General features: G+C 39.7%; 25 protein-coding genes, 2 tRNA genes and 4 pseudogenes. 21 read left to right on the top strand and 10 right to left on the bottom strand.

Features of this window, described 5'->3' with window-relative positions:
• The first annotated feature begins 57 nt into the window (after nucleotides 1-57).
• Both HMPREF2766_RS00150 and HMPREF2766_RS00145 read left to right on the top strand, forming a co-directional pair.
• Nucleotides 58-131 (top strand) — tRNA-Ile (locus HMPREF2766_RS00150).
• Between the two features lie 6 nt (nucleotides 132-137).
• Nucleotides 138-225 (top strand) — tRNA-Ser (locus HMPREF2766_RS00145).
• Between the two features lie 76 nt (nucleotides 226-301).
• Here the strand turns inward: HMPREF2766_RS00145 and birA are convergent.
• Both birA and HMPREF2766_RS00135 read right to left on the bottom strand, forming a co-directional pair.
• Nucleotides 302-1237, bottom strand: coding sequence for a bifunctional biotin--[acetyl-CoA-carboxylase] ligase/biotin operon repressor BirA (gene birA, locus HMPREF2766_RS00140; protein WP_049489592.1), 936 nt, complete (start codon nucleotides 1235-1237; stop codon nucleotides 302-304).
• Complete coding sequence (locus HMPREF2766_RS00135) at nucleotides 1237-2094, bottom strand: AraC family transcriptional regulator (protein ID WP_049489593.1); 858 nt, start codon at nucleotides 2092-2094, stop codon at nucleotides 1237-1239. Before HMPREF2766_RS00135 ends, birA begins: the two co-directional genes overlap by 1 nt.
• Before the next feature lie 107 nt (nucleotides 2095-2201).
• Between HMPREF2766_RS00135 and HMPREF2766_RS00130 the strand changes: the two genes are divergently transcribed.
• The 13 genes from HMPREF2766_RS00130 (at nucleotide 2202) to HMPREF2766_RS00070 (ending at nucleotide 16596) form a co-directional block, all read left to right on the top strand.
• Nucleotides 2202-4364: an alpha-galactosidase gene (locus HMPREF2766_RS00130; protein ID WP_070567037.1), complete on the top strand. Its 2163-nt coding sequence runs from the start codon at nucleotides 2202-2204 to the stop codon at nucleotides 4362-4364.
• A 34-nt stretch (nucleotides 4365-4398) separates the two neighbouring features.
• On the top strand, nucleotides 4399-5649 hold the full coding sequence (locus tag HMPREF2766_RS00125; protein ID WP_070567031.1) for an extracellular solute-binding protein: 1251 nt from the start codon (nucleotides 4399-4401) through the stop codon (nucleotides 5647-5649).
• Nucleotides 5650-5667: 18 nt separating this feature from the next.
• The gene (locus HMPREF2766_RS00120; RefSeq protein ID WP_070567027.1) at nucleotides 5668-6540 is read left to right on the top strand and encodes a carbohydrate ABC transporter permease; all 873 of its coding nucleotides are present in this window, start codon (nucleotides 5668-5670) and stop codon (nucleotides 6538-6540) included.
• 16 nt (nucleotides 6541-6556) lie between these two features.
• Nucleotides 6557-7390, top strand: coding sequence for a carbohydrate ABC transporter permease (locus tag HMPREF2766_RS00115; RefSeq protein ID WP_000711270.1), 834 nt, complete (start codon nucleotides 6557-6559; stop codon nucleotides 7388-7390).
• Nucleotides 7391-7595: 205 nt separating this feature from the next.
• Nucleotides 7596-9038: a sucrose phosphorylase gene (gtfA, locus tag HMPREF2766_RS00110; RefSeq protein ID WP_070567024.1), complete on the top strand. Its 1443-nt coding sequence runs from the start codon at nucleotides 7596-7598 to the stop codon at nucleotides 9036-9038.
• Nucleotides 9039-9170: 132 nt separating this feature from the next.
• On the top strand, nucleotides 9171-10364 hold the full coding sequence (locus HMPREF2766_RS00105; RefSeq protein WP_008289123.1) for an O-antigen ligase family protein: 1194 nt from the start codon (nucleotides 9171-9173) through the stop codon (nucleotides 10362-10364).
• A 144-nt stretch (nucleotides 10365-10508) separates the two neighbouring features.
• Nucleotides 10509-10952 (top strand): MarR family winged helix-turn-helix transcriptional regulator, encoded by a 444-nt coding sequence (locus tag HMPREF2766_RS00100; protein WP_070567021.1) that lies wholly within the window; start codon nucleotides 10509-10511, stop codon nucleotides 10950-10952.
• A 72-nt stretch (nucleotides 10953-11024) separates the two neighbouring features.
• Nucleotides 11025-11753, top strand: coding sequence for an ATP-binding cassette domain-containing protein (locus tag HMPREF2766_RS00095; RefSeq protein ID WP_070567018.1), 729 nt, complete (start codon nucleotides 11025-11027; stop codon nucleotides 11751-11753).
• On the top strand, nucleotides 11746-13266 hold the full coding sequence (locus HMPREF2766_RS00090; protein WP_070567015.1) for an ABC transporter permease/substrate-binding protein: 1521 nt from the start codon (nucleotides 11746-11748) through the stop codon (nucleotides 13264-13266). The genes HMPREF2766_RS00095 and HMPREF2766_RS00090 overlap by 8 nt, the downstream gene beginning before the upstream one ends.
• A gap of 337 nt (nucleotides 13267-13603) precedes the next feature.
• Entirely contained in the window at nucleotides 13604-14206 is a 603-nt protein-coding gene (locus HMPREF2766_RS00085; protein WP_000846130.1) for a hypothetical protein, read from the top strand.
• Complete coding sequence (locus HMPREF2766_RS00080; RefSeq protein WP_186821416.1) at nucleotides 14206-14997, top strand: energy-coupling factor transporter transmembrane component T; 792 nt, start codon at nucleotides 14206-14208, stop codon at nucleotides 14995-14997. Before HMPREF2766_RS00085 ends, HMPREF2766_RS00080 begins: the two co-directional genes overlap by 1 nt.
• Nucleotides 14973-15809 carry an ABC transporter ATP-binding protein gene (locus HMPREF2766_RS00075; protein ID WP_070567008.1) on the top strand — a complete coding sequence of 279 codons (837 nt, stop codon included), beginning with the start codon at nucleotides 14973-14975 and terminating at the stop codon, nucleotides 15807-15809. The genes HMPREF2766_RS00080 and HMPREF2766_RS00075 overlap by 25 nt, the downstream gene beginning before the upstream one ends.
• Entirely contained in the window at nucleotides 15796-16596 is an 801-nt protein-coding gene (locus tag HMPREF2766_RS00070; RefSeq protein WP_000103848.1) for an energy-coupling factor ABC transporter ATP-binding protein, read from the top strand. Before HMPREF2766_RS00075 ends, HMPREF2766_RS00070 begins: the two co-directional genes overlap by 14 nt.
• A gap of 224 nt (nucleotides 16597-16820) precedes the next feature.
• Here the strand turns inward: HMPREF2766_RS00070 and HMPREF2766_RS10055 are convergent, their stop codons facing one another.
• From HMPREF2766_RS10055 to HMPREF2766_RS10345, 5 genes and pseudogenes are all read right to left on the bottom strand, one after another.
• Nucleotides 16821-16982 carry a hypothetical protein gene (locus HMPREF2766_RS10055; RefSeq protein ID WP_001062367.1) on the bottom strand — a complete coding sequence of 54 codons (162 nt, stop codon included), beginning with the start codon at nucleotides 16980-16982 and terminating at the stop codon, nucleotides 16821-16823.
• Nucleotides 16970-17197, bottom strand: a complete 228-nt coding sequence (locus tag HMPREF2766_RS00065) for a hypothetical protein (RefSeq protein ID WP_001152920.1) — start codon at nucleotides 17195-17197, stop codon at nucleotides 16970-16972. The genes HMPREF2766_RS10055 and HMPREF2766_RS00065 overlap by 13 nt, the downstream gene beginning before the upstream one ends.
• Before the next feature lie 12 nt (nucleotides 17198-17209).
• Nucleotides 17210-17467, bottom strand: a complete 258-nt coding sequence (locus HMPREF2766_RS00060) for a plasmid replication protein (RefSeq protein ID WP_001287840.1) — start codon at nucleotides 17465-17467, stop codon at nucleotides 17210-17212.
• A pseudogene (locus tag HMPREF2766_RS10350) lies at nucleotides 17460-17780 on the bottom strand (DNA replication protein); the annotation flags it as partial. The gene HMPREF2766_RS00060 and the pseudogene HMPREF2766_RS10350, both read right to left, overlap by 8 nt.
• 24 nt (nucleotides 17781-17804) lie before the next feature.
• Nucleotides 17805-18155: pseudogene (locus tag HMPREF2766_RS10345) on the bottom strand (IS6 family transposase); the annotation flags it as partial.
• 39 nt (nucleotides 18156-18194) lie between these two features.
• Between HMPREF2766_RS10345 and pnuC the strand changes: the two are divergent.
• A pseudogene (gene pnuC, locus HMPREF2766_RS00050) lies at nucleotides 18195-18701 on the top strand (nicotinamide riboside transporter PnuC); the annotation flags it as partial.
• Between the two features lie 37 nt (nucleotides 18702-18738).
• On the opposite strand, the gene HMPREF2766_RS00045 reads toward pnuC, so the two are convergent.
• Together HMPREF2766_RS00045 and HMPREF2766_RS00040 are read right to left on the bottom strand one after the other, a co-directional pair.
• A complete protein-coding gene (locus HMPREF2766_RS00045; RefSeq protein WP_042902620.1) occupies nucleotides 18739-19071 on the bottom strand; it encodes a hypothetical protein in 333 nt (110 codons plus the stop codon).
• A 26-nt stretch (nucleotides 19072-19097) separates the two neighbouring features.
• Nucleotides 19098-19652 (bottom strand): TetR/AcrR family transcriptional regulator, encoded by a 555-nt coding sequence (locus HMPREF2766_RS00040; RefSeq protein ID WP_070567034.1) that lies wholly within the window; start codon nucleotides 19650-19652, stop codon nucleotides 19098-19100.
• A gap of 132 nt (nucleotides 19653-19784) precedes the next feature.
• Between HMPREF2766_RS00040 and HMPREF2766_RS00035 the strand changes: the two genes are divergently transcribed.
• Complete coding sequence (locus HMPREF2766_RS00035; RefSeq protein ID WP_070567005.1) at nucleotides 19785-20648, top strand: cation diffusion facilitator family transporter; 864 nt, start codon at nucleotides 19785-19787, stop codon at nucleotides 20646-20648.
• 102 nt (nucleotides 20649-20750) lie between these two features.
• Here the strand turns inward: HMPREF2766_RS00035 and HMPREF2766_RS00030 are convergent, their stop codons facing one another.
• Nucleotides 20751-21263, bottom strand: a complete 513-nt coding sequence (locus HMPREF2766_RS00030) for a restriction endonuclease subunit S domain-containing protein (RefSeq protein WP_261676396.1) — start codon at nucleotides 21261-21263, stop codon at nucleotides 20751-20753.
• A gap of 160 nt (nucleotides 21264-21423) precedes the next feature.
• Here HMPREF2766_RS00030 and HMPREF2766_RS00025 point away from each other — a divergent pair, with 160 nt between their 5' ends.
• From HMPREF2766_RS00025 to HMPREF2766_RS00010, 4 genes and pseudogenes are all read left to right on the top strand, one after another.
• Nucleotides 21424-21999, top strand: a complete 576-nt coding sequence (locus tag HMPREF2766_RS00025; protein WP_070566999.1) for a restriction endonuclease subunit S — start codon at nucleotides 21424-21426, stop codon at nucleotides 21997-21999.
• Nucleotides 21992-25066 carry a type I restriction endonuclease subunit R gene (locus tag HMPREF2766_RS00020; RefSeq protein WP_070566996.1) on the top strand — a complete coding sequence of 1025 codons (3075 nt, stop codon included), beginning with the start codon at nucleotides 21992-21994 and terminating at the stop codon, nucleotides 25064-25066. Before HMPREF2766_RS00025 ends, HMPREF2766_RS00020 begins: the two co-directional genes overlap by 8 nt.
• Before the next feature lie 3 nt (nucleotides 25067-25069).
• Entirely contained in the window at nucleotides 25070-26032 is a 963-nt protein-coding gene (locus tag HMPREF2766_RS00015) for a DUF3644 domain-containing protein (RefSeq protein ID WP_070566993.1), read from the top strand.
• Nucleotides 26033-26255: 223 nt separating this feature from the next.
• Nucleotides 26256-26954: pseudogene (locus tag HMPREF2766_RS00010) on the top strand (restriction endonuclease subunit S); the annotation flags it as partial.

Below are 26954 nucleotides of genomic sequence, written 5' to 3'. Positions count from 1 at the left end.
CGAGTTCGATTCTCGTCACCCGCTTTGAACGAAAGTTCATACCAAGTTTTTGAACTTGGGCGCGTAGCTCAGGTGGTTAGAGCGCACGCCTGATAAGCGTGAGGTCGGTGGTTCGAGTCCACTCGTGCCCATTAATAGGAGAATTACTCAAGAGGCTGAAGAGGACGGTTTGCTAAATCGTTAGGTCGGGTAACTGGCGCGGGGGTTCGAATCCCCCATTCTCCGTAAGTTAAGAGAGCTGTTAGGCTCTTTTTTTGTAAGCAAATCCCCCTTCTAAATCGTTAAAAGGGGGATTTGTTTATTACCAACTTGTTAGTGATATTTCTCCGCTATTTAGCCAGATAGTATGTTTATCTTCAAGTTCGACTTGAAGTTGGCCGGATTCTGAGATTTCTTTTGCAAGACCCTTTTTCAATTTTCCATCTAGCTGGAAGGTAACTTCTTTTCCAAGAACGATTGATCTTTCTTTATAGATATAAAGTAGTTCATCTGAATCCGTATTGTAGAAACAATTCCATATTTCGCTGATGAGCTTATTACGACTAATTGGTGCAGGTGGCATAAATAGGCTGCCTGCTTTTTCTTTTAGGTCATCTGGGAAGTCTGCTATAGAAAAATTTATACCAAGTCCGATAATGACGTCTGTAACCAAGCCTGTCTCAACTGATGTCATCGCTTCAGTGAGGATACCTGCTATTTTTTTATTTTTAAAGTAGATGTCATTTACCCATTTGATATCTACTTCTATCATAGTTAGATTTTTAATGGCTTTGTAGACTGCAGCAGCTACAAGGAGAGTATAGGATGGGAGTTTTTCATAGGGAAGATTGGGTTGAATATGCAGGGACATATAGATCCCACCCTGAGATGGAGAATAGTAGGGGCGCTGAAAGCGGCCACGACCTGCTGTTTGACAGGTTGAAAGATAGAGTGTATTTCCTTTGTTTCCAGCTTCAATCCCTTCTTTTGCATCTGTTTGAGTGGATTTTGTTTCTGGTTTGTAGAGAATGTTTAAGTTGGTTTTCTCCTGGATTATATCAGGCAATATCAAATCGCCTTGGATCAGCTTGTAACCTCTATTTTTAATACTGTCTATCATGAGTCCTTCTTGTTGGAGACGTTGGATTGCTTTCCATATGGATGTGCGGCTTAGATTCAGTTCTTGGCCAATTTTTTCTCCGCTGACATAGTCGTTTTCTCTGGCTAGTATTTGGTAGACTTGTTGGTGTGATTTCATTAATTTTCCTTTCTAACTAGGGAGAGGTGAGGGAGTTCTTTTCGAGTCTGGCTGGGTGTTTTATGAAAAAATTGCTTGTAAGCTTTCGAGAAATGGAGTGGGTCTGAAAATCCGACAGAGTACGCAATGACTTTAATTGATTCTTCAGTATGTTCCAGAAGTTGTTGTGCACGATGCATCCGAACGTAAAGTAGATACTCTTTTGGAGAGAGTTGATGAAATTCTTTAAACACACTAGTTAAGTAACTTCTATGAACCGATAGTTCTTTTGCTAAATCTTGAATGGTGAGTGATTGCGGGTAGTGACTATCTATCAACCGTTTGCAGTCAAGATAGAGTTGGTGGGTTGATGAAATATTCTCTTTTTTCTGATTGGGAGCAATCGTTCCTAGATGAAACATCAGTTCATGGAGTTGTCCCATGATGTGGAGTTGAGCCAATTCATTTGATTTTGTAATCTGAGCGAAGCGGACAATATCTGAGATGAGTTTTGCAGTTGTCTGGGTATGACAAGTTTCAGATTGGATTAGATAGGATTGGTCAGAAATTTGAGATAGAGCAAAGTAGTCAGGTGCCCTTCCTCCGGAGATCCCCAACCAGTAGTAAGCCCAAGGATCCTGGCTATCTGCTTGATAGAATGTTAATTCATCTGGTTTTAGTAAAAAGAAATCTCCTGTCTTTAAATCAACAATTTTCCCCTTATAATGGAACTGACCTTTTCCTTTAGTAATGTAATGTAGTACATAGGTATCTCGAATAGCTGGGCCAAAAGAGTAGTTGGGCGTGCATTCTTCATAACCGTAGAAGCTAAGAGAAAGATCAATTGTTCCAGTCTGATATTCTGAAAAAACGAGCATGGGCCACCTCCTACCTAACATTTTACCATACTTTAGAGACATTTTTCTATTTTAGAAAGCGCTTTTATTTGCTAAAATTTTATCAGGAAATCGATGAGGTGCAATTTATGGGAATTCGGATAGAGAATAATCTATTTTACGTTGAGAGTAAAGGTTTAAGTTTGATTATTGAAAATAGGGATGGGTTCTTATTATTAAAACATTTAGGAAAGACTATTAAGAACTATAGAGGGGCTAATAGTGTTTACGAACGCGATCATGCTTTTTCTGCTAATCCAATAGCTACTAATAGAACCTTTAGTTTGGATACGCAACGTCAGATTTTTGGACAACATGGTTTGGGTGACTTTAGAAAACCAACTTTACAGGTTCAGCACGATGCAACTGAAGTAACAGACTTTCGATTTGTAGAAGCAAAGATTTTAAGAGGTCAGAATGGTCCACAGGGTTTACCTTCTCCTCACAGCATGGATGGTACAGAAACTCTTGCCTTGATTTTAGAAGATCCTAAGGCTCAACTTAGTCTGACTTTGTATTATACTGCTTTTAATAATGATGCGACAATTGCTAGCTACAGTAAATTAGAGAATAATAGTAATCAGGAAGTTGTCATTCATAAGGACTTTTCTTTTATGGCTGATTTTCCTGCTGCAGCTTACGAAATAGTGACTTTACAGGGAGCTTATGCTCGTGAAAAGACTGTCCGACATCAACAGGTAGAACAAGGAATCTTTTCAATTAGTTCGAACCGTGGTGCTTCTGGGAATGCTCAAACACCAGCTCTTCTGTTATGTGATAAAGGAGTTACAGAGGATGCTGGGAATGTGTTTGCTCTACAACTGATGTATAGTGGAAACTTCGAAGCTTTTGTCCAAAAGAATCAATTGAATGAAGTTCGGGTTGCTATTGGGATTAATCCAGAAAATTTTTCTTGGAAGTTAGATCCTAAGGAAAACTTTGAAACACCGGTAGCTTTTGTGACTTATTCAGATAAGGGATTAACGGGTATTAGTCATGAAAGTCAGAATTTTGTACTTAAGCATATTATGCCAAGTAAATTTTCTAAAAAAGAGCGTCCAATTCTTATCAATAACTGGGAAGCTACCTACTTTGACTTTCAGAGAGAAAAACTGTTAGAACTAGCTGATGAAGCTAAGAAAGTTGGAATAGAACTTTTTGTATTAGATGATGGGTGGTTTGGTAATCGCTTTGATGATAATCGTGCTTTAGGTGATTGGGTTGTTAATGAGAAAAAGCTGGGTGGAAGTCTAGAAAGTCTGATTTCAGCGATCCATGAAAGAGGTTTGCAGTTTGGGCTTTGGTTAGAACCTGAGATGATTTCTGTTGATAGCGACTTGTATCGTAAACATCCTGACTGGGCTATTCAGGTTTCAGGATATGATCATATTTACTCTCGAAATCAATTAGTACTTAATCTTGCCAATCCCCAGGTAATAGAATATTTGAAAAATGTTTTAGATGAACTCCTCTCTCATCATAAAATTGACTACATCAAATGGGATATGAACCGCAATATCACTAATCTGGGGAATGGTTCAGTTTATCTGGAAACCCAGATGCAATCTCATCAATATATGTTGGGGCTTTACGAACTCGTTTCTTATCTGACAGAGAAACACAGTCATATTCTCTTTGAGTCCTGCTCTGGTGGTGGTGGACGAAATGATCTTGGTATGATGCGTTATTTCCCACAAGTCTGGGCTAGTGATAATACTGATGCTATTGCACGTTTACCAATCCAATACGGTTCATCCTATCTCTATCCAACCATTTCCATGGGGGCTCATGTGTCAGCAGTACCAAATCATCAGATGGGACGAATGACACCATTGGAAACTCGTGGTCATGTAGCAATGATGGGAAATCTGGGGTATGAGCTTGATTTGACAAGTTTATCAGATGAAGAGAAGGCTGAGATTGCTAATCAGGTGAACTTGTATAAAGAATTGCGACCAGTAGTCCAGTTGGGGAATCAGTATAGGTTAATCAATCCCGATGCTGAATCCAATGAAGCAGCTGTACAATTTAACTATGAAAATCAAACGATTGTGACCTACGTCCGAGTCCTGTCAGTTGTGGAAACAATGGAAACCACCTTGAAACTGAAAGACTTAGAAGTGGAAGGGCTTTATGAGCTGGAAGGGACAAACATTGTTTACTCGGGTGCAGAGCTCATGTATGCAGGTTTAACTGTTACCTTATCACCAGGAGATTTTTTGAGTAGACAGTATAAATTCAAAAGACTATAATAAAAGCGTATAAATTTATCAAGGAGGCATTCCAATGAAATGGTATAAGAAAGCAGGTTTTCTTTTAGTAGCTGGGGCAAGTTTACTAGGCCTCGTGGCTTGTGGTCAGAACAATCAATCAACTGATGGCAAGGTAACGATTGAGTTTTTTAACCAGAAGACCGAGATGGCAGATACCTTGCAAAAGATAGTGGATGATTTTGAGAAGGAACACCCTAATATTGATGTGAAGCTGACTACAGTACCTTCAGCTGGAATTGTTCTAAAGACTCGGATTTTATCAGGAGATGTTCCAGATATTATTAATATCTATCCTCAAAATATGGATTTTCAGGAGTGGGCGAAGGCAGGTTATTTTGCGGATATGACAGGAAAACCCTATCTTGAGAACATCAAGAATGACTATGCTGAAAAGTATGCAATCAATAACAAGATTTATAGTGTGCCTTTAACGGCCAACCTTTATGGAATCTATTACAATAAAACGAAGTTTAAAGAATTAGGACTTGAGGAACCGAAGACTTTTAAAGAATTTCAAGAGATTGTTAAAAAGATAAAAGATAGTGGGAATTCTCCATTTGCGGTTGCGGGCAATGAAGGCTGGACATTAAATGGTTACCACCAACTTTCTCTCATTACTCTTACGGGTAGTGGAGACGCGGCTAATAACTACCTTCGCTTTTCAAAACCAAATGCTATTTCTGCAGATGATGCTATTTTAAAAGCAGATGCAGAACGACTCGATTTATTAGCAGATAATGCTCAAGATGGTTGGCGTGGTGCCTCTTATAATGATGCGGTGGTAGCATTTTCGAGTGAAAAAGCTTTGATGATGCCACAAGGATCATGGGCATTAGCGGCAATTAATCAACAGGATCCAAAATTTGAGGTGGGGATGTTTGCTTTTCCTGGAGAAGAAGTAGGAAAAGAAGTCACTGTTGGTGCAGGGGATATGGCATTATCAACTTCAGCTACTACCAAACACCCTAAGGAAACCGAAGAATTTATCAGCTATATGACTAGTCCAAAAGCTATGCAGTCATACTATGATGTAGATGGATCACCTGTTGCGGTAAAAGGCATACAGGAAAAAGAAGATTCAGCGCTTGCAGCTATTTCTAAACTGGCATTTACAGACAAACATTATGTTTGGTTGGGCCAACGCTGGAACTCTGAAGAAGACTTTTTTAATCTAAGTACAGGTTACTTGATGGATAAAAATCTGAAAAATATGGCAAACAATCTCAATGCTTTCTTTAATCCAATGAAGGCAGATTTGGACTAGAATAGGAGTTAAGATGATATGGCTATTCGAAAATTTTTAAATAAATACTGGGGTTGGACATTTTTGCTCATCCCGCTTGCTTTACAAGCTATCTTCTTTTACTTTCCAATGGTACAAGGTGCTTTCTATAGTTTGACTAACTGGACTGGATTGACCTATAATTATAAATTTGTTGGTTTGAATAACTACAAATTGCTGATGATTGATGGAAAATTCTTCACAGCCATAGCCTTTACTTTGATTTTAACTCTGGCATTGATTGTTGGTGAGATTACAATTGGGATGGTTGTGGCACGAGCCTTAAATTCTAAGATGAAGGGGCAGACCTTCTTTAGAGCTTGGTTCTTTTTCCCAGCTGTTTTGTCTGGTTTGACAGTTTCCTTGATTTTTAAACAATTCTTCAACTATGGTCTTCCAACGATTGGAAAAATTTTAGGGATTGGTTTTCTACAAGAGAGTCTATTGGGGACACCAGTCGGAGCGGTAGTGGCAACTATTTTTGTTCTTCTATGGCAAGGAGTAGCAATGCCAATCATTCTCTTTCTTGCTGGTCTTCAGAGTATTCCAAATGATATTTTAGAGGCAGCATCAATTGATGGTGCAACCAGTAAACAAACCTTTTGGAAGATTGAATTGCCCTATTTATTGCCAACGATCTCTATGGTTTTTATCTTGGCTCTTAAGTCTGGTTTGACAGCCTTTGACCAAATTTTTGCCTTGACGAGTGGTGGTCCAAATAATGCTACAACGTCTCTTGGACTTTTAGTATACAACTATGCTTTCAAGAGTAATCAATATGGATATGCGAATGCAATTGCCTTGATTTTATTCTTAATTATTGTAATTGTTTCTATTATCCAAATCAAGCTATCAAAGAAATTTGAAATCTAATAGAGGAGTCCTACACATGAAAAAAGAAGAAAAATTGAATCAGTTTTGGAAATATGTCCTCTTGATAGTCGGTGGTATTCTTATACTTGTTCCTTTGTTGGTAACGGTATTTAGTTCTTTCAAGACAACTAAGGATATCATGAATCATTTCTTTAGTTTGCCCAATCCTTTTACGTTGAGTAATTATGAACGATTGATTTCGGATGGAATTGGAGGCTATTTCTGGAATTCAGCAGTTATTACGGTGTTATCATTGATTGTAGTGGCTTTCTTTATACCAGCTGCAGCTTATTCTATTGCTCGAAATATGTCCAAGAAAAAAGCCTTTGCAATTATGTATTCGCTCTTGATCTTAGGGATATTTGTTCCATTTCAGGTGATTATGATTCCCATCACAGTTATGATGAGTAAACTCGGCCTAGCAAATATGTGGGGGCTAGTAATACTCTACCTAACTTATGCTATTCCACAGACTCTCTTCTTGTATGTTGGTTATATAAAAATCAGTGTACCAGATAGTTTGGACGAAGCTGCGGAAATTGATGGGGCTGATCGTTTTACAATTTATCGTCGAATCATTTTTCCAATGTTGAAGCCCATGCATGCGACAACTTTGATTATCAATGCTCTCTGGTTCTGGAATGACTTTATGTTGCCACTCTTGATTCTGAATAAGGATTCCAAGATGTGGACTTTGCCTCTCTTCCAATACAACTACCAAGGTCAGTACTTCAATGACTATGGCCCAAGTTTTGCATCTTATATTGTGGGAATTGTAACGATAACCATTGTCTACCTCATCTTCCAAAAACATATCATTTCAGGAATGAGTAACGGGGCAGTGAAGTAAGAAAGTGCTTAGGGAATTTATAATTCCATACATAGAGGAACAGTTCAGCTTATTGACAATTCTATGTAGAAAAAAGAAAGTAGTACTTAGTTGCTTGCAGTCTATAGTAGTACGAGTTCAATATGAACAAAAACCTAAAAATATCTTTCATTTACGAAGCCAGGTCATATAAGACTTGGCTTTCATCAGAAAAAGGAGACCATCTATGACCATTCAAAATAAAACCATGTTGATTACTTACTCAGATAGTCTTGGAAATAACCTTAAAGACTTGTATGAGAATTTGGAAGAACATTTTGGCGATGCTATTGGGGGAGTTCACCTTCTACCATTTTTCCCGTCAACAGGAGATCGTGGATTTGCACCAGTTGACTATGATGAAGTGGATCCAGCGTTTGGTGATTGGGAGGATGTTAAGCGTTTAGGTGAGAAATATTATCTTATGTTTGACTTTATGATTAATCATATTTCTCGTCAATCTAAGTATTATAGGGACTATCAAGAAAAACATGAAGCCAGTGAATTTAAGGATCTCTTTTTAAACTGGGATAAGTTTTGGCCAGAGAACCGTCCGACACAGTCTGACGTAGATTTAATCTACAAGCGTAAGGATCGTGCACCAAAGCAAGAGATTGTTTTTGCAGATGGTTCAGTGGAACATTTGTGGAATACCTTTGGTGAGGAGCAGATTGATCTTGATGTGACCAAAGAAGTAACGATGAGATTCATCCGTAAGACGATTCAACATCTAGCAAGTAACGGGTGTGATTTGATTCGTCTAGATGCCTTTGCTTATGCAGTGAAGAAATTGGATACCAATGATTTCTTTGTGGAACCAGATATTTGGAATTTATTGGACAGAGTTCGAGATATCGCTGCTGAGTATGGGACAGAGCTCTTACCTGAGATTCATGAACACTATTCGATTCAGTTTAAAATAGCGGACCATGATTACTATGTTTACGATTTTGCCCTTTCAATGGTGACTCTTTATACTCTTTACAGTTCCAGAACAGAGCGCTTGGCCAAGTGGTTGAAGATGAGCCCGATGAAGCAATTTACGACACTAGATACCCATGATGGAATTGGAGTGGTGGATGTCAAAGATATCCTGACCGATGAGGAAATTGACTATGCTTCAAATGAGCTCTATAAGGTTGGAGCGAATGTCAAACGGAAGTACTCTAGTGCCGAGTATAACAATTTAGATATCTACCAAATCAATTCAACCTACTATTCTGCGCTTGGAGATGATGATGTCAAGTATTTCCTAGCTCGTCTGATTCAAGCTTTTGCTCCAGGCATTCCTCAGGTTTACTATGTGGGTCTATTAGCAGGAAAAAATGACTTGAAATTGTTAGAAGAAACCAAAGAAGGTCGAAATATTAATCGTCATTACTATAGCAATGAGGAAATAGCAGAAGAAGTTCAACGTCCTGTGGTGAAGGCCCTTCTCAATCTATTTTCTTTCCGTAATCGGTCAGAGGCCTTTGATCTAGAAGGAACTATAGAGGTGGAAACACCAACAGCTCACAGCATTGTAATCAAACGTCAAAATAAAGACAAGTCCGTAACAGCAGTAGCAGAAATTGATTTACAAAGTCAGACCTATCAAGTAGTGGAAAACGGCAGAAAAATTCAGTTCTAGTGCTATATTAATGAAAGAGTTTTTTTGTTGTGAAAACGTGTTCATTGTTCCCAAATGACGGAAAAAATGGTAGAATATAAAGATAGTTTAGCATTTATCTTCTGGAGAAATCCAGAACAGAAAGGATCCGTTTTGAAATCAATTGGATTACTGGATAAGATAAGAGGGCTTTCGAAAAAAGATTTCTTTTTGTATTTGATGATCATAAGTATCTTTTTACCTTTTTATTTGTTCTTAGCCCTCTTTGCTTTATATTTGATAGGTTTACTTGTTACTGGGGAGATGAAGGGAATTATCAAAGGATTAGCCAAACATCCTGTACTTCTCTTTTTTATTGCCTACAGTAGTATCATTTCCATCGTCGCCAAGAACTGGCTTGGATTGGTTGCATCTTTACTGATGTTTCTCTTCCTCATTTTCTTTAGTTTCTACCAGAAACGTCTGACACATGCTTTCTTTCGACTGATACTGCAGACAATCTTGTTTGGTAGTGTGCTCTCTGCGGCTTTTGCTACTTTGGAGCATTTCCAAATTGTAAAGAAATTTAACTATGCCTTTCTTTCGCCCAATATGCAGGTATGGCATCAGAATCGGGCAGAAGTGACCTTTTTTAATCCTAATTACTATGGAATTATTTGTTGTTTCTGTATCATGATTGCCTTCTATCTCTTTACAACGACCAAGTTGAATTGGTTGAAGGTATTCTGTGTGATTGCAGGCTTTGTTAATCTCTTTGGATTGAACTTTACTCAAAATCGAACTGCCTTTCCTGCTATTATCGCTGGAGCCATCATTTATCTCTTTACAACCATTAAAAACTGGAAGGCCTTTTGGCTTAGTATCGGGGTCTTTGCGATTGGCTTGAGTTTCCTTTTTTCTAGTGATTTGGGAGTTCGGATGGGGACTTTAGATTCCTCTATGGAAGAACGCATTTCTATCTGGGATGCTGGGATGGCCTTGTTTAAGCAAAATCCTTTTTGGGGGGAGGGGCCATTGACCTATATGCACTCTTATCCTCGGATAAATGCTCCTTATCATGAACATGCTCACAGCCTTTATATTGATACGATTCTGAGTTACGGAATTGTGGGAACCATTTTATTAGCTTTGTCTTCTGTTGCTCCTGTTCGTTTGATGATGGATATGAGTCAGGAGTCGGGGAAACGTCCAATTATCGGTCTTTATCTATCTTTCCTTACAGTGGTTGCTGTGCATGGAATCTTTGACTTGGCCCTTTTCTGGATTCAGTCAGGTTTCATTTTCTTGTTAGTTATGTGCAGTATTCCATTGGAGCGTCGAACCTTGGTATCAGACATGACGGATTAAGTTTATAAGATTGAAATCTTCTACCTTGAGTAGGAGATTTTTTACTGAGAAAAATTAGTTCTAAATCGAAATAGTTGACAATTGGAATAATAAGTATTATAATGTTTTTTATTCGTATCGATATAGAAATAAATTGGAGGTTTCATGAAATATTGTCATTTGGTAGCCCATCATATTCGTTTGTTGAATGGGCGGCTTTTTCAAAAGTTACTGAGACAAGACCCTGACTCTCTTTATCGGAGTGAGCAGGGAAAGATTTTAGCGGTTTTATGGAATAGTAAGACGGGCTGTGCAACTGCGACAGATATTGCGCTTGCGACTGGGCTTGCTAATAATACGTTGACGACTATGATAAAAAAGTTAGAGGAGCAAAATCTTATAACTGTCAGTCCGTGTGGAGAAGATAAGCGTAAGAAGTATTTAGTTTTAACAGAGTTGGGCAAGTCCCAGAAAGAAGTTGGGCAACGTGTCAGTCAGAGATTGGATACTATCTGTTACAAAGGATTTTCAGAGGAAGAAATTCGTCAGTTTGAAGGTTTTCAAGAAAGAATTTTGGCTAATCTGAAAGAGAAGGAAAATGAGGTTTAGAGTGGGGTAAATTAGTTATTAAAAGGTTGGTAACTTGACCAACCGAGGAAAATTTTAAATTGAGGACAAAGAATGATTGAATACAAAAATGTAGCGCTACGCTATACAGAAAAAGATGTTTTGAGAGATGTCAATTTACAGATTGAGAATGGGGAGTTCATGGTTTTAGTTGGGCCTTCTGGGTCTGGTAAGACGACCATGATCAAGATGATTAACCGTCTTTTGGAACCAACTGATGGAAATATATACATGGATGGTAAGCGCATCAAAGACTATGATGAGCGTGAGCTTCGTCTTTCTACTGGTTATGTTTTACAGGCCATTGCTCTGTTTCCCAATCTAACGGTTGCGGAAAATATTGCCCTCATTCCGGAGATGAAGGGCTGGACTAAGGAAGACATTGCGAAGAAAACAGAAGAGCTTTTGGCTAAAGTTGGTTTACCAGTGGCTGAGTATGGGCATCGACTTCCGAGTGAATTATCTGGTGGAGAACAGCAACGGGTTGGTATTGTCCGTGCTATGATTGGTCAGCCTAAGATTCTCCTCATGGATGAGCCCTTTTCAGCCTTGGATGCTATTTCTAGAAAACAGCTACAGGTTTTGACGAAAGAATTGCATAAAGAGTTTGGAATGACAACGATTTTTGTGACCCATGATACGGATGAAGCTTTGAAATTGGCGGACCGTATTGCTGTCTTGCAGGATGGAGAGATTCGTCAGGTGGCGAATCCTGAGACGATATTAAAGGCTCCTGCAACAGACTTTGTAGCAGACTTGTTTGGAGGTAGTGTTCATGACTAATTTGATATCAACTTTTCAGGATCGTTTTGGTGATTGGGTAACAGCTCTATCTCAACATTTGCAGTTGTCACTTTTGACCTTATTACTAGCTATTTTTATTGCTATTCCCTTGGCTGTTTATCTTCGATATCATGAGAAGTTGGCGGACTGGGTCTTGCAGATTGCAGGGATTTTCCAGACCATCCCGTCTCTAGCCTTGTTGGGGCTCTTTATCCCTTTGATGGGAATTGGGACCTTGCCTGCTTTGACGGCTCTAGTGATCTATGCGATTTTCCCAATTTTGCAAAATACCATCACTGGGCTAAAGGGAATTGATCCAAGTCTACAAGAGGCTGGGATTGCCTTTGGGATGACCAGGTGGGAGCGTCTCAAGAAGTTTGAAATTCCACTTGCCATGCCTGTCATTATGTCTGGGATTCGGACGGCAGCGGTCTTGATTATCGGTACGGCAACCTTGGCTGCCTTGATTGGTGCAGGGGGACTGGGTTCCTTTATCCTTTTGGGAATTGACCGCAATAATACTAGTCTGATTTTGATTGGGGCCCTTTCTTCTGCAGTGCTGGCCATTGCCTTTAACTTCCTACTAAAAGTGATGGAAAAAGCAAAATTGAGAACGATTTTCTCTGGTTTTGCCTTGGTGACTATATTGCTCGGTCTGTCTTATAGTCCAGCCCTCTTAGCTCAAAAAGAGAAAGAAAACTTGGTGATTGCTGGAAAATTGGGACCAGAACCCGAAATTTTGGCCAATATGTATAAATTGCTGATTGAAGAAAATACCAGTATGACTGCGACTGTTAAGCCGAATTTTGGGAAAACAAGCTTCCTCTATGAAGCTCTGAAAAAAGGGGATATTGATATCTATCCTGAATTTACTGGTACGGTGACTGAAAGTTTGCTTCAGCCATCACCCAAGGTAGGTCATGAGCCAGATCAGGTTTATCAGGTGGCGCGTGATGGCATTGCCAAACAGGATCATCTGGCCTATCTAAAACCTATGTCTTATCAAAATACCTACGCTGTAGCTGTTCCGAAAAAGATTGCTCAAGAATATGGCTTGAAGACCATTTCGGACTTGAAAAAAGTGGAAGGACAGTTGAAGGCCGGTTTTACTCTCGAGTTTAATGACCGTGAAGATGGCAATAAGGGCTTGCAATCAATGTATGGTCTCAATCTCAACGTAGCGACCATGGAGCCAGCTCTTCGCTATCAGGCAATTCAGTCAGGCGATATTCAAATCACGGATGCCTATTCGACAGATGCAGAGTTGGCGCGTTATGATTTACAGGTCTTGGAGGATGACAAGCAACTCTTCCCACCTTATCAAGGGGCACCACTTATGAAAGAAGCTCTTCTCAAGAAACATCCTGAGTTGGAGACAGTTCTCAATAAACTAGCTGGTAAAATTACTGAAAGCCAGATGAGCCAGCTCAACTACCAGGTCGGTGTTGAAGGCAAGTCCGCAGAACAAGTAGCCAAGGAGTTTTTACAAGAACAAGGTTTGTTGAAGAAATAGCTTGAAAATGTCAAACTCAACTTGCTTAAACGACTATAGAAAAGAATGCTCAGACAATGTCGTCTGGGCTTTTTTGATATTAGAGTTACTGAATGTCTTTCAAAATGGAAAATAAGAGGAAATTTTCAGGATTTTCTAAAATTTTACTGTAAATACACTTGACTATTCACAAAATAGGTGTATAATGTGTTGTGAACTACTTAACAAATAAAGATTTCCAGCTCATGTCGACTAAGGATGGAAATCTTGTGTATAGACAGTTCAGTAGATATATAATAGAGCGTTGCGTCCGAAAGTCTATCCAGACACGGCTCTTTAAAAACAAAAGGAGAAGATTATGAAAACAGAACCGATTCATCGTACCAGTATGTGGAAATTTAAGTTAAGTGCTGCCACCATGACTTTGATTCCCGCTGCCGTGGGAATTAACTATGTTGCCAAAGCCTTGGCGGAGGGGTTAAAGTTGCCCGTTTGGCTGGGGTCTTTGGGAACCTTTCTTACCAGCATGTTGGCTGGGCCGGTTGCCGGTGCCATTAGTGGTTTCATCAACAACGTGATCTATGGGCTGACCTTATCGCCAATTTCAACCGTGTATGCGATTACCAGCATCGGAATTGGGATTGCTGTCGGAGTTTTGCACGCCAATGGGTGGTTCTCGTCAGCGCGACGAGTATTTGTTTCTGCTATTATTATTGCTATCGTTTCAGCTGTCATTTCAACGCCACTCAACGTCATCTTTTGGGGTGGTCAGACCGGTATCGCTTGGGGTGACTCATTGTTTGCGGTAATGGTCGCCAATCATGCACCAGTGTGGCTGGCCTCATTTACCGATGAGTTTGTCTTGGATATTTTGGATAAAGTCTGCGTGGCCTACCTGGCATTCTTCATCTATCGTCAGCTGCCGAAGCGGATGGTGCACTTCTTTAGCGATGATAAATGATGACTGATAAAACATTGATTTCTGGAGCGCCACGGGTCAAGCTCAAGTGGTACCAGGTGATCGATCCGATTACTAAGCTCTTGTTCATCTTGGACATGACGTTGTTGAGCTTTGCCAGTATGAATTTATTGCTTCAGGCCGGATTAATTCTTGTCGCAACACTGCTATTGTTATTTTCCAAATTGAGTTCTACCACCTTTAAGGCGCTGGGATTCAGCCTGTTTCTGATTTGCACCATGCTGATCATCCAAGGGTTATTTTACAGTCGGAATCAAACTGTGCTGTTTTCTGTGCTTGGGGTGTCGTTCTACAAAGAAGGCCTGATTTACGCCACCACTCTGGGTTGTCGAGTATTGGTGATTATTTTGACCAGTGGCTTTTTTATGGTGACCACGAGTATTTCAGAAAACGCGGCCTATTTGGAACTGTCCGGATTGTCTTATAAAACCGTCTACGTTCTGATGTCGGTGTGTTATATTTTGCCGGAAATGATGCGCAATATGCGGAAAATTCAGCAGGCACAAAAAGTTCGCGGAACCAATCCGCAAAAAACGTTTATTCAGAAATTAAAGTCAGTCCTGCCGGTTCTAATTCCATTGGTGATTAAGACCTTGGATCAATCGATGACGCGGTCGATTTCTCTCCAACTGAGAGGTTTTGATAATCTCAACCGGACTGTCAGAACCTCCCAGCGCGTGTATCGCCTGTCGCGGACGCTGCACATTGGTCTGACTGGATTGGCATTTTTATTGATTGGGTGGAAGATATGGACGAAGATAAACGGATTGTAATTGAAAATTTGACCACCCGTTATCCGGGTACTGAGCAACCACAACTGCGTCAGATTAACGCGGAGGTTCATACCGGCCAGGTGGTTGGGATTATCGGGAATAGCCACTCCGGCAAATCGACTTTGTGCCGTGTGCTGGCAGGGGTCATTCCCAAAATTGTGTCTGCTGAGATTGAGGGCGATTGGCACATGTTTGGCCAGCGAGTGTCTGACAATTGGCCCGTTTATAATGCCATGAATGGAGTTGTACTGCAAAATCCAGCTGGCCAACTAAGCGGGTTGGCAGACACGGTTGCCGATGAAATCGCCTTTGACTTGATTAATCAGGGAATGGCTGAAGGACTGATTCAAAAACGGGTTGAAGAAGTTGCCACGCAAATGGGGCTGATTGAACAGCTGAATTTGCGTCCCGAGAGCCTTTCTGGTGGTCAGATCCAGCGGTTGGCAATTGCCACGGCGATTGTGTCTAATCCGGCTGTTTTGATTATGGATGATCCGACCAGTGAGATGGATCCCCTTGGCCGCCGGCAATTTTTCCAATGGCTGGCCCAAGTCAAAGAGACGACTGTCTTCATTGTCACCAGTGAAATTGACGATTTGTGCGAAGTCGCCGACGTTGTGTGGGTGCTGCACGAGGGTCAAATGGTAGCCCAGGGCAGGCCGGGTGAGGTGTTTAATCATTTGGCAGCTGACTGGCAGATTCCAGCCCCGACAATCCAGCAACTTGCTCAAAAAATGGATTGGCACTTGGCTGATGGCCGGTATCCGGTGAATTACGCTGATCTGAAGGAGGTTCGTTATGTCCACAATTGAACTGAGCCACCTGACGTTCACTTATCCGGAACGGTCCTTTAGCTTGGATGTTGAAGACAAACACTTCGCCGATCCGATGGTGGCGATTGTCGGCCAAAATGGTGCCGGCAAATCAACGCTCTTCAAATTGTTGACGGGTTTGCTGACACCACAAACCGGTGTGATTAAGATCGATGGAGAAAATTTTAATGATCTTAAACCAGTCGAAAAGTTACTGAAGGTTGGGATTACTTTTCAGAATCCTGACGATCAGCTTTTCAACCCGACCGTTCAACGAGAGGTGGAGTGGAATGTCGCGCAGGTCATGGATGACCACGACACGATTACGAGGCGGGCTTTAGCGGCTCTAAAAAGAGTTGGCTTGGATGATAAAACAGCTGAAAGTCCATATGACCTGTCATTGTCGGAACGCAAGCTGTTGAGCGTTGCCACAGTTTTGGCAGTGGATCCGGCGATTTATTTATTTGATGAGCCGATGATGTCGCTTGATTGGGAAAGCCGGCGCAAGTTGACCGCAATTTTCCATCAGTTGGCTGATTCGGGCCACCAAGTTGTGACCATCACCCATGACATGGATTGGGTCGCCGCCGAGTTTGAGTCGGTGTATGTTATGGAACACGGGAAGTTTGGCTTCGCCGGCAGTCCACGGGAATTGTTCAGCAATCACGAACTTGTCCAGCGAGTGGGATTACTACCACCGCGGATTATGGACATAGCGGAGTCACTGGGTGATTCACAGACATATTTATCGGTTAATGATTATTGCCAGAAAAATCGAGATGTATAGAAAAAGTCACCTCTGCGGGTTTTCCAGGTTGAAGGATTAACTTCAGCTTCTGGCAAGAACTCACATGGGTGACTTTTGTGTTTAATAACGTTTCATGATCATCGGGTGCTTCCTCAGATCACTCGGTTTGATTTTACTTTGTTTCATGGTCATAATCATATACCATTTCTTTTGGATTTTTTGTTTGACTAATACAAAATAGGTCTTCATAGGTCTTCGCATTTTTAGCGCCCATTAGGATCATCAGTATAATTTTCTGAATTAGGAGACTGTCCCATCACTATTCGAACTTCGTCTCCCAACTTACGCTGTTCCCATTCATCCGTGAATCCTTTAAATCGCAATTCTGGAACTTTCTTTTTAACTGAATCATCTATTTTCGCCATAGTCCCCACCATTTTATTGGTTTTTCTTGTTCTTCTATCCTTTTTTGATCTTTGATTTGTTCCTGTAAATTTTCCAACTTCTCTTTAAGAGCGTTCACTTCATCTTTATATTGATTGTCTAAGTGTTTGAATTCTGTTTCCTGTGAGGGCATTTTGAGGGCTTTTAAGTTATCATTTTCCGCCTTGTATTCTTCTAGCAACTTTTTATCTTGCAAGGCTAATCGTTGTTACTGGTCTAACAAATTAGTTAGTTTTTCTATTTGTTGGTCTTTGCTACTTATTTGTTGGTCTTTGGTATTTGATTTGCTACTACTTTCTACTTTACCTAAAATTATTTTTTCTGCTTTAGAATTTATTAGATTAGACCCATTGGAACTTTTAAGCTGTAATTCTTTTGGTAACCTTTGGTAGTGATATTGAATATTTTGTTTTGTAACACTCAACTCATCCGCCAGCTCTTTGATCGTTTTTAAGTCTTCACTCATGGTTTAAGTCCTGCCTTTTAACCGTTGGTAGATATTGTTCAATGACTTTTTTGAGGTAGCGTGCGATATTATGCTTAGAATATTCTTCACGTCTGCTGGCAACATAAGACAAGTGGTCTTTAACACTATTTAGCCCTCTTAATTCTTTCAGTTCGTCATAGAGGGGGTAAACATGGACTTGCAATTCTGCCATGATTTTTGTATCTTGCATTTCAAACGGACTTAGCAACATATTTTCTAGCAATAGCGTGGTGTACTTGCTTTTCATTGCTTCAATAGCTAGCTTATCTTCGGTTTCTGCTTTGCGTGCTTTATCTTCTTGATAGGCGGTATCTTCTAACTTATAGCTGTTATCGTCTGCTCGACGTTTCTTTCGTAACCAGATATCCAATGTTAAACCGTCCGCATCAATCGCTCGATAGAGATAATGCCAACGCCCCTTAATTTTGATATAGGTTTCATCCATTTTCCACGAATAGAAGGACTGTTTATTTTTCTTTTTCCAGAGATGATAGAGGATTTTACTGTATTCTTGAACCCACCGATAAATCGTAGTGTGACAAACATTTATTCCACGGTCATAAAGCAATTCCTGAACTTCACGATAGCTCAGATTGTAACGTAGGTAATAACCAACAGCGACAATGATGACGTCTTGTTGGAATTGTTTGCCTTTAAAATGATTCATCTCTCAAGCCTTACTAACCTTTTTTCTGCTCTTTGAGAAGCTGAAGGTCGTGCTAGTAACTACCTATTTGGTTTGATTAATTCCATCATTTATCTGGTGCTTGCCCTTCAAAAAGGCTTCTATGGTGAGGTTTTAACAACTCTCTATTTTACAATTATGCAGCCAATTGGACTTCTAGTGTGGATCTACCAAGCACAGTTCAAGAAAGAAAAGTAGGAGTTTGTCGCGCGTAAACTGGACGGCAAGGGTTGGACCAAGTATCTTTCCGTTAGTGTTCTTTGGTGGTTGGCCTTTGGATTCATTTATCAGTCTATCGGAGCCAATCGTCCTTATCGCGATTCCATCACCAATGCGACCAATGGGGTTGGGCAAATCCTCATGACAGCTGTTTACCGTGAACAATGGATATTCTGGGCTTCTACCAATGTCTTTTCAATCTATCTCTGGTGGGGAGAAAGCCTGCAAATCCAAGGGAAATACCTAATTTATCTCATCAATAGTCTAGTTGGGTGGTATCAGTGGAGCAAGGCAGCAAAAAGCGCTTAAAAAAGTAAAAAAAGGATCAGATGATCCTTTTTTTGTGTTAGAGCAAAATGAATAATACCGTAATGATAATAGCGGTCGTTATACGAACGATGTGGTGCGAGATATGTTGTTTTTCTTTCTGTTGGCCGTTCCAGTAGGCACCATAGCAGACGATACTCGAGCCCACAATCCATAGAAGAATGGTTGCAAGTGGGACGAAGTAAAAGATAGCTAGAGCCAAAGAGGTGAGACAACTGCCGACCAAGATACACTTGTTTCCCAAACTGTAGTTCTTTTGTTTCATGGCTGAAAAGGCAGCAGCAAGGTGAAGCAATGAGAAGGCGAGAGCTAGTACAATTGTTAGTATTCCTAGAATCATCGAAGTTAACATAGTTGGTTCCTTTCTGAGTTTCAGGCTTAGTTATCAAGTGGAGTTGTAGAGGTCATCTCCATTACATCAAGGTAAAATCTCACCACTTGCTCTTCGGTATAAGATTTTCCTTTTTTTAGCCACCAAGTTAGGGTCTCGATAAAGTTCGTCACAACAAAATGCTGGAGGTAGGAGGCCGGAATGTTTGGATAGGCCTCTTGCAAGTCATCCGCCACCATGGGATAAACGTGGTGTTCGAGTTCCTTGTGTAGTTGGCGGAGGAAGTAGTCGTTTTTAGAAAAAAGGAGACTGGTGACATGGTCCTGGTTTTTCTGAAAATGTAAAAAGATATGTGCGAGGTAGTCCTCGGTAGTAAAGTGTTCTTCCCTTTCAAAGAGATGATGAAAGAGGTAGCGACAGAGCTCATCTAAAAGGAGTTCCTTACTTTCATAGTGACAGTAAAAAGTAGAACGTCCAACATCTGCTAGGTCAATGATATCCTGGACAGTAGTGGCATCATAGCCCTTGTCGTTCAAAAGTTGTAAAAAAGCTTGATAGATAGCTTTTTTCGTCTTACTAACCCGACGGTCTCTTTTTGGCATATAGACACTTGAGACAAACTGTTCAGAACTGAACATAGTTTACAGTTTGCTTCTATCCTTTCTTTGAATTTTATTAGATAATACAAATGAAAGAAGTATGTATATACCCATTATACCAAAGGAGGGAGAGAAATGAGTTCTAAAACATCTATCTGGTTAGCTTTTTTCTTAAATTTAAGCTATGCGATTGTTGAGTTTATAGCAGGAGGAATCTTTGGTTCGAGTGCAGTTCTTGCTGATTCTGTTCACGACCTGGGAGATGCTATGGCCATTGGCATCTCAGCCCTTTTAGAAACGATTTCCAATCGTGAAGAAGATAGACAGTACACCTTGGGTTACAAACGCTTTAGTCTTTTAGGGGCCATGCTAACGGCTGTGATTCTTATGATAGGGTCTGTCCTAGTGATCTTGGAAAATGTCACAAAGATCGTTCACCCTCAACCCGTTAATGAAAATGGTATCCTATGGCTGGGAATCATTGCAGTGGCTATTAATGTGCTAGCTAGTCTGGTAGTTCGTAAAGGAAAGACAAAGAACGAGTCAATTCTTAGCTTGCATTTTTTGGAAGACACCCTTGGTTGGCTGGCTGTCATCCTAATGGCGATTATCCTCCGATTTACAGATTGGTATATCCTCGATCCGCTTTTATCGCTGGTTATTTCTATCTTTATTCTGTCGAAAGCCATTCCTCGCTTTTGGAGCGCACTGAAGATTTTCCTAGATGCTGTGCCAGAAGGGGTCGAGACAAGTGATCTGGAGAAGGATATAGAGGCTCTGACCAATGTCAACAGTGTTAACCAACTTAGCATTTGGTCCATGGACGGTCTAGAGAACAATGCTATTGTCCACATCTGTATCGAGGACTGGGAACAGATGATGGAAACCAAAGAAGTGGTGCGTCAATGTTTAGAAGAAAGAGGCGTGCAGAATATCACTATTGAAGTAGATAGCAGTCAAAGCAATCATGCGCAACATAGGCGGAGGGTGTCCAGATAACAAATACTTATCTGGACACTATCATTAAGGCATAAAGAACCGATCGCATAAGAAATCGGTTCTTTATTTCTTACCCAATTTCTGTGTTTTGTCTAAGGGGCGCTATAACCTCATTAACTCTAGCTCACGCTGTTGAAGGGTAATGAGCTGGTCCAGCTCTTGGAAGAAGGAACCGATGGCCGTTTGTTCGGGATGATTAACAGGAAATAGTAGCTCCGTATCAAAGAAATCTTGGGGGGAAATATTTAAAAGTCCATGATTTCTTGCTCCTTCTGCTGCTCTCATAGAAACTTCCTTATGCCATTTTGGAGAATCATAATATACAGCTAAAAAATCTGAATCTATAGAATTGGGTCTAAAAACAATATATAATGTTGATAATACTCCCATTTCATAGTTTTCCAATCTTTTAACTGCACCCCATGGATAATCTGACGAATAAGATTTATTATACGCAAATTCTCCTTTTTTCAATAGATAATATCCGCTAACATCCTTACTAGCAACCTTCTTATTAAAGAAAGTTTCTTGGTTAATTAGTCCATGTTGAGCGGAAATAGTTAAAGGTAATTCAGATTCCAAATTTTTATTTTTTCTCGTAACCCGTTCTGCCACCTCCCCCAGCTTCCGCTGTTCCCAAGCGTTAGTAAATATTCTATTATTTAGAAAAGAGATTTTTAGATATTTTTTGTAATAAAAAAATATTACAAAAAATATTTGACAAATTATTTGTTTAGGTGTAGAATGAAAGAAACAATTACGAGAGGAGAATTCGATGGACTATTGTCAATTAGGAGATCTGCTTTCCTTTACAGCTGGTGTAAATCCGACTAGGATTGAGAAGCAAAATCAGGAGTCTCTTCAGTTTTATGATCATGCTTCATTTGAGTCGGATTTGAATCAAAAGTCGTTTGCTCTAGGAACTGATGAACTTAATGAAACTTCACTGTCTCTTGTTGCAGGAGATGTAGTTATCAGTAGTCCATTGCGATTAGCGACGATTGTTGGCGAAGATAATGAAGGAAAATTACTAACTTTAAATTTTATCAAAGTGAACATAAAGGAAAGATTGGATAAATTTTACTTTCTCTATCTTTTTAATCAATCTCGAGATGTTCAGCGTCAAAAGGAACGTGAGCTACAAGGAACGGGTACTTCCATGAGAATCCCTGTTAAATCATTAGAGAGAATCCGTATTCCCCTACCTTCAATAGAGGAGCAAGAAAAAATAGGTCAAGCCTATAAACAGCTGTTACTACTGCAAACACAGCTTAGGAAATATAGTCAATTATTGGAGGCAACCGTCCAAACTAGCCTTGAACAAATACTAAGGAGCGAATCACATGAGTGAAAATAAAAATAAATCTGAATTAGCTTTTGAAAAAGAAGTCATTACTTACCTAACAAATATTGGGGGAGTGAAGCAGTGGGAGTATCTTGAAAGTGTGAAAAATACAGAGGCTCTTTGGGATAATTTCAAAAATATTTTAGAGCAGAATAATTGTGGGAAACTCAGTGGGTCTTTATCCCGAACGGAATTCGCACAAGTAAAAAAACAAATCACAGACTTAAAAACTCCCTACCAAGCAGGGCAATTTCTTTATGGTGTTAATGGTTATTCTGAAATTGAGGTGGATCTAGATAGTGGAGAGCATGTATTTTTAACAGTATTTGATCAAGATCAGGTTGGCGGAGGAAATACTGTTTATCAAGTGGTAAATCAGATTAGTCGTCCTAAGGTAGTCGATGGTAAAAAGGATCGCCGTTTTGACATTACTCTCCTTATTAATGGGCTTCCGATTATTCAAATTGAATTGAAGAAGGCGTTGCATCGAACGAAAGAATCTTTTAATCAGATGGAGCAATATATAGCAGAAAAGCAATATGGGGATATTTTTTCGACTCTTCAGATTTTGGTAGCTATGACTCCTCATGAAACACGCTACATGGCTAATAGTCCGCTGGAAAATTTCAATCAGGCTTTTGCATTTAACTGGCAGAATGAAGAAGATGCTAAACCAGTACGTCGTTGGCAGGAATTTGCAGACAAAGTGCTGTCTATCCCGATGGCACATAATCTAGCAACCCAATACATGATCCTTGATGGAACTAAGAATAAAGAGAGTATTAAAGTCATGCGTCCCTATCAAGTGTACGCTACGAAGCGCGTGATTGACAAAGTACGTAAACATGATTTTAGTTATTCGGATGGTAAACTAGGCTATATCTGGCATACTACAGGGAGTGGGAAGACCATTACAAGCTTTAAGACAGCTTGGTTGGCTAGTCGCTTACCTAATGTTAGTAAAGTTATCTTTTTGGTTGACCGTATCGCATTGACAGGACAAACAGCGACAGCTTACCAAGCCTATGATCCAGTTGCTGGGTTTGAAAACAAAGATGGTATCGTTACAGATACTGCAAATATTTCGGCTTTACATCGCAAGCTGACGGTCAAGAGTGATAAAAATATCATTGTGACTAGTATTCAAAAAATGTCTCGTTATGTCTCTAGAGATGATTTTAAGCCTATTAAAGACAATATTCTCTTTATTGTAGATGAAGCACACAGGTCTACTGGAGATGGTAGTGACAATGATAATATGCTTGAGAAAATCCGTCAAGCACTACCTCATGCAGCTTGGGTAGGATATACGGGGACGCCTAAGTTTCCAATTACAAAAGAAATTTTTGGAGAACTTCTTCATGCCTACACGATTAAAGAAGCGATTGCTGACCGAAATGTTTTGGGGTTTAATGTTGAGTTTAAAGAAACAATTGCAGCGCCCGAAGATCCAACAGCAGATGATATCGATGACAATGTTAAAGCCAGCGTCTATGACACCAGTGAGGATCACGTAAATCTAGTGGTGAAAGATATCTTTGATAACTGGAATGAGCGTTCGAATATGGGAAAATATAATGCTATGTTTACTGTTCATGTTGGTGGGAACAAGGCTTCAACGCCTCGAGCCATGGAATACTTTGACAAGTTTGAAGAAATCAATCAGACCAAGCCAGCTGAACAACGTTTGAAAGTAGCGATTAGTTTTTCAGCAGATACTTCAAATGGCGATCAACAGCTTCAGACTAACGAAAATTTGCATCGTGCAATTAGGCATTATAATAGTCTCTTCAATACGGAATTTGATATGAAGACCGTGAAAGACTACACCGAAAATCTTCGAACACGACTAAATAAAACGGCAGATGATGGACATTATCTAGATCTCGTTATCGTTGTGGATCAGCTCTTGACGGGTTTTGATGCCCCAGGACTGAATACTCTCTATGTGGATCGTACCTTAAAAGGTGCTAGTCTTATTCAGGCCTATTCACGGACAAATCGTCTGCATAATATGATTGATAAACCATTTGGGAATGTTGTCAACTATCGCTGGCCAGAGCAAAATGAGTTTGAGATGAACAAAGCTTTCTATCTTTACTCCAATCGCCATTCTGCAGACGAACAAACAGAGTTGAATCTTGATGAAATGAAGGAAAATAACCAAGAGTCCGGCATCACTTCCAAACCTTTCAGTACAGTACAAGAGGAACTCAAATCTATAGTCGAAGATCTCCGTGTTCTGACAGATGGCTTTATTCAATTGCCACCGAGTGAAAAAGAGCAGGACAATCTCTTTGAAAAGATCCAAACCTATAACCGTCTACTTAGTCAGCTCAAACAATACACTGAAGATGAAGAGGGGAATCCTATATCTGCTTATGATGATCCAGAGGCATTTTATGCAGGTATCGGGCTTATCGAAGATGAAGAAGTCATGTTGACGACAGTCTTAGTCGGTGAACTCCGGGAGAGACGAGCAAAAAAAGAAAATATTGATATTTCACAAATTATGCTAGAGATGGTTCATATCCATGATGTAACAATCAATTATGACTACCTCATCGAACTCATTGCACAAATGGCAGATGAAATTCATGCCGGAGAAGTGGCTAAGGCTGAAAAGACTAAGGAAGACATCTCAATTGAGTTAGCCAAATCTGACAATATCAAGGAGAAAGAACGTGTTACTCGTTTTGTACATCAGATATACAATGGAACTTATGTCTTTGAGCGTTATCCTGCTCCTCGAGATGTTGACAGTATGGCCCGAGCGATGGAACAGGCTCAGTCGGCAAGTAGCCTCCAACAGTTGACGGCCTTCATTCGCACGTGGGGTCTGGATAATAGTGTTAAACCTAAGGAACTAGAAGAGTTAATTCGGAAACATCGTATCGGGCAAGAAGACTTGGATAAACAAGGAGAAATTACAACAATCATGAACGATGCTAGAAGTGACTACCCAGCACTTGCAGCAACAGAAATCGCTAGTTTGTCTTGGATCAAATATCGTAATGCTCTACGAAAGGCTCTCTATGCATTGGCAGATCAATTGAAAAAGTTAGAGGGATAGGTTATGAAAGATATTAAAGAGCAACTGATTGGGAAATCAATAGAAGCTTTTATCTTGGGATTAGAGATTTATAATAAGCCAACCATTCGCTATAGGATTGAGGGTTTTAGTTTTTTTATATGTAATGCTTGGGAACTAATGTTGAAGGCAGAAATGATGAATCGACAGGAGTCTATTTATTTTAAGGATAGTCCTGATCGAACATTGAGCCTTGAAGCGGTTGTTAAAAAAATCTACTCTGATGTAAATACGCGTGTTCGCTTGAATTTGGAACGGATTATCGAACTGAGAAATATCAGTACGCATTTCATCACTGAAGACTATGAGCTGAAGTATGCTCCACTTTTTCAAGCTTGTGTTTTAAATTTTGTAAATGAAATGCAAAGATTTCATCAAGTTATTATCACAGACTCAATTGCGCAAAACTTCTTAACCATATCAGCTACATATGAACCTCTTACGAATGAAGAAATCCGGTTGAAATATCCACCTGAAATCGCTGAAAAATTTATCCAGCAGGCAAATGAAATCGATGTGCTGACAGAGGAATATAGCTCTGACAAGTTTGCGATTGAAATCAAACAGAATCTTTATATTACTAAGAAGAAAGAAGAAGCTGATTTTGTTGTATCCCTTAAAAATAATGCTCCGAGTGAAGTTGCCATTGTGAAAGAGCTAAAAGATCCTTCTATTAGTCACAAATATTCATATAATAGTGTCATCTCGGCTGTTCGTGATCGTTTGAGTAAGAGAAATCTTAAACTAGGGTATAAGAATGGATTTAATCAGTATGTATTGAGTCTTATTATCGATTTTTATCATATCAAACAGAATGAGAAATATGCCTACTGTCATAAAATAGGGAATACAGAACAATATACATATTCGCAACAATTTGTAGATTTCATTGTATCAGAGATTCAAAAAGACCCTCAACGTTTTGTTGAGAGCCTTAGAAGAAAGTAAAAAAGATAACCCCAGGCACATAGGAAATGCTCAGTACTATAGTACCTACCCCATTCTGGGACCCAGCGTTTATCCTTCACAAGTTATCTTTAATTACATTATACAAGTTTTTCTAGATATTGTAAAGAACTAGGGGCTGTAGAGGAGTGAATCCTCTTATGAAAACAAATGTAAGAAAATTTCAAAATAGTAAGACATGGAAAATAGCTCAAAGGAGGGCTTTATGAGCAAGCAAGAAGAAAGAAGACCAAGTATCCGATTTAAGGGTTACACTGAACCTTGGGAACAGCGGAAGTTGGGGGCTTACCTTACTGTTTCAAAAAATAGAAATGTAGATGGTGAGTATGATAAAAGTGATGTTTTATCTGTTTCAGGTGATTATGGGATTGTTAATCAGATTAAGTTTCAAGGTAGGTCATTTGCAGGTGCTTCTGTCTTACCGTATGGTATTGTAGAAACTGGAGATGTTGTTTATACAAAGAGTCCTTTAAAAGCTAATCCGTATGGGATTATAAAAACGAACCATGGTAAAAATGGAATTGTTTCCACATTGTATGCTGTTTATAAAGTTAATAATGGTTCAAATGGAATATTTGTGGAGTATTATTTTGATGACAATTTACGATTAAATAAATATTTGAAACCATTAGTTAATAAAGGAGCAAAAAATGACATGAAAGTCACTGATGAAAATGTTTTAAAAGGTGATGTCATTTTCCCCTCCTTCCCCGAGCAAACTGTCATCGGTTCCTTCTTCCAAGAGCTGGATCAGCTCATTACCCTTCAACAGCGTGAGTTGGATTTGATAAAAGAAGGAAAAAAGACTCTGCTTTCAAAAATGTTTCCAAAGGACGGAGAAAATTTTCCGGAAATCCGTTTTCCTGGCTTTACTAACGCTTGGGAACAGCGGAAGTTGGGGGAA

This window comes from Streptococcus sp. HMSC076C08, from assembly GCF_001810825.1.
In the GTDB taxonomy this organism is placed as follows: Bacteria; Bacillota; Bacilli; order Lactobacillales; family Streptococcaceae; genus Streptococcus.
This window is presented reverse-complemented; position numbering and strand designations above follow the sequence as displayed.

Excerpts from the sequence above, each read along its gene's own strand:
- birA (WP_049489592.1), bottom strand. The coding sequence starts at position 1,237 with ATGAAATCACACCAACAAGTCTACCAAATACTAGCCAGAGAAAACGAC.
- HMPREF2766_RS00135 (WP_049489593.1), bottom strand. The coding sequence starts at position 2,094 with ATGCTCGTTTTTTCAGAATATCAGACTGGAACAATTGATCTTTCTCTT.
- HMPREF2766_RS00130 (WP_070567037.1), top strand. The coding sequence starts at position 2,202 with ATGGGAATTCGGATAGAGAATAATCTATTTTACGTTGAGAGTAAAGGT.
- HMPREF2766_RS00125 (WP_070567031.1), top strand. The coding sequence starts at position 4,399 with ATGAAATGGTATAAGAAAGCAGGTTTTCTTTTAGTAGCTGGGGCAAGT.
- HMPREF2766_RS00120 (WP_070567027.1), top strand. The coding sequence starts at position 5,668 with ATGGCTATTCGAAAATTTTTAAATAAATACTGGGGTTGGACATTTTTG.
- HMPREF2766_RS00115 (WP_000711270.1), top strand. The coding sequence starts at position 6,557 with ATGAAAAAAGAAGAAAAATTGAATCAGTTTTGGAAATATGTCCTCTTG.
- gtfA (WP_070567024.1), top strand. The coding sequence starts at position 7,596 with ATGACCATTCAAAATAAAACCATGTTGATTACTTACTCAGATAGTCTT.
- HMPREF2766_RS00100 (WP_070567021.1), top strand. The coding sequence starts at position 10,509 with ATGAAATATTGTCATTTGGTAGCCCATCATATTCGTTTGTTGAATGGG.
- HMPREF2766_RS00095 (WP_070567018.1), top strand. The coding sequence starts at position 11,025 with ATGATTGAATACAAAAATGTAGCGCTACGCTATACAGAAAAAGATGTT.
- HMPREF2766_RS00090 (WP_070567015.1), top strand. The coding sequence starts at position 11,746 with ATGACTAATTTGATATCAACTTTTCAGGATCGTTTTGGTGATTGGGTA.
- HMPREF2766_RS00085 (WP_000846130.1), top strand. The coding sequence starts at position 13,604 with ATGAAAACAGAACCGATTCATCGTACCAGTATGTGGAAATTTAAGTTA.
- HMPREF2766_RS00080 (WP_186821416.1), top strand. The coding sequence starts at position 14,206 with ATGACTGATAAAACATTGATTTCTGGAGCGCCACGGGTCAAGCTCAAG.
- HMPREF2766_RS00075 (WP_070567008.1), top strand. The coding sequence starts at position 14,973 with ATGGACGAAGATAAACGGATTGTAATTGAAAATTTGACCACCCGTTAT.
- HMPREF2766_RS00070 (WP_000103848.1), top strand. The coding sequence starts at position 15,796 with ATGTCCACAATTGAACTGAGCCACCTGACGTTCACTTATCCGGAACGG.
- HMPREF2766_RS10055 (WP_001062367.1), bottom strand. The coding sequence starts at position 16,982 with ATGGCGAAAATAGATGATTCAGTTAAAAAGAAAGTTCCAGAATTGCGA.
- HMPREF2766_RS00060 (WP_001287840.1), bottom strand. The coding sequence starts at position 17,467 with ATGAGTGAAGACTTAAAAACGATCAAAGAGCTGGCGGATGAGTTGAGT.
- HMPREF2766_RS00045 (WP_042902620.1), bottom strand. The coding sequence starts at position 19,071 with ATGTTAACTTCGATGATTCTAGGAATACTAACAATTGTACTAGCTCTC.
- HMPREF2766_RS00040 (WP_070567034.1), bottom strand. The coding sequence starts at position 19,652 with ATGCCAAAAAGAGACCGTCGGGTTAGTAAGACGAAAAAAGCTATCTAT.
- HMPREF2766_RS00035 (WP_070567005.1), top strand. The coding sequence starts at position 19,785 with ATGAGTTCTAAAACATCTATCTGGTTAGCTTTTTTCTTAAATTTAAGC.
- HMPREF2766_RS00025 (WP_070566999.1), top strand. The coding sequence starts at position 21,424 with ATGGACTATTGTCAATTAGGAGATCTGCTTTCCTTTACAGCTGGTGTA.
- HMPREF2766_RS00020 (WP_070566996.1), top strand. The coding sequence starts at position 21,992 with ATGAGTGAAAATAAAAATAAATCTGAATTAGCTTTTGAAAAAGAAGTC.
- HMPREF2766_RS00015 (WP_070566993.1), top strand. The coding sequence starts at position 25,070 with ATGAAAGATATTAAAGAGCAACTGATTGGGAAATCAATAGAAGCTTTT.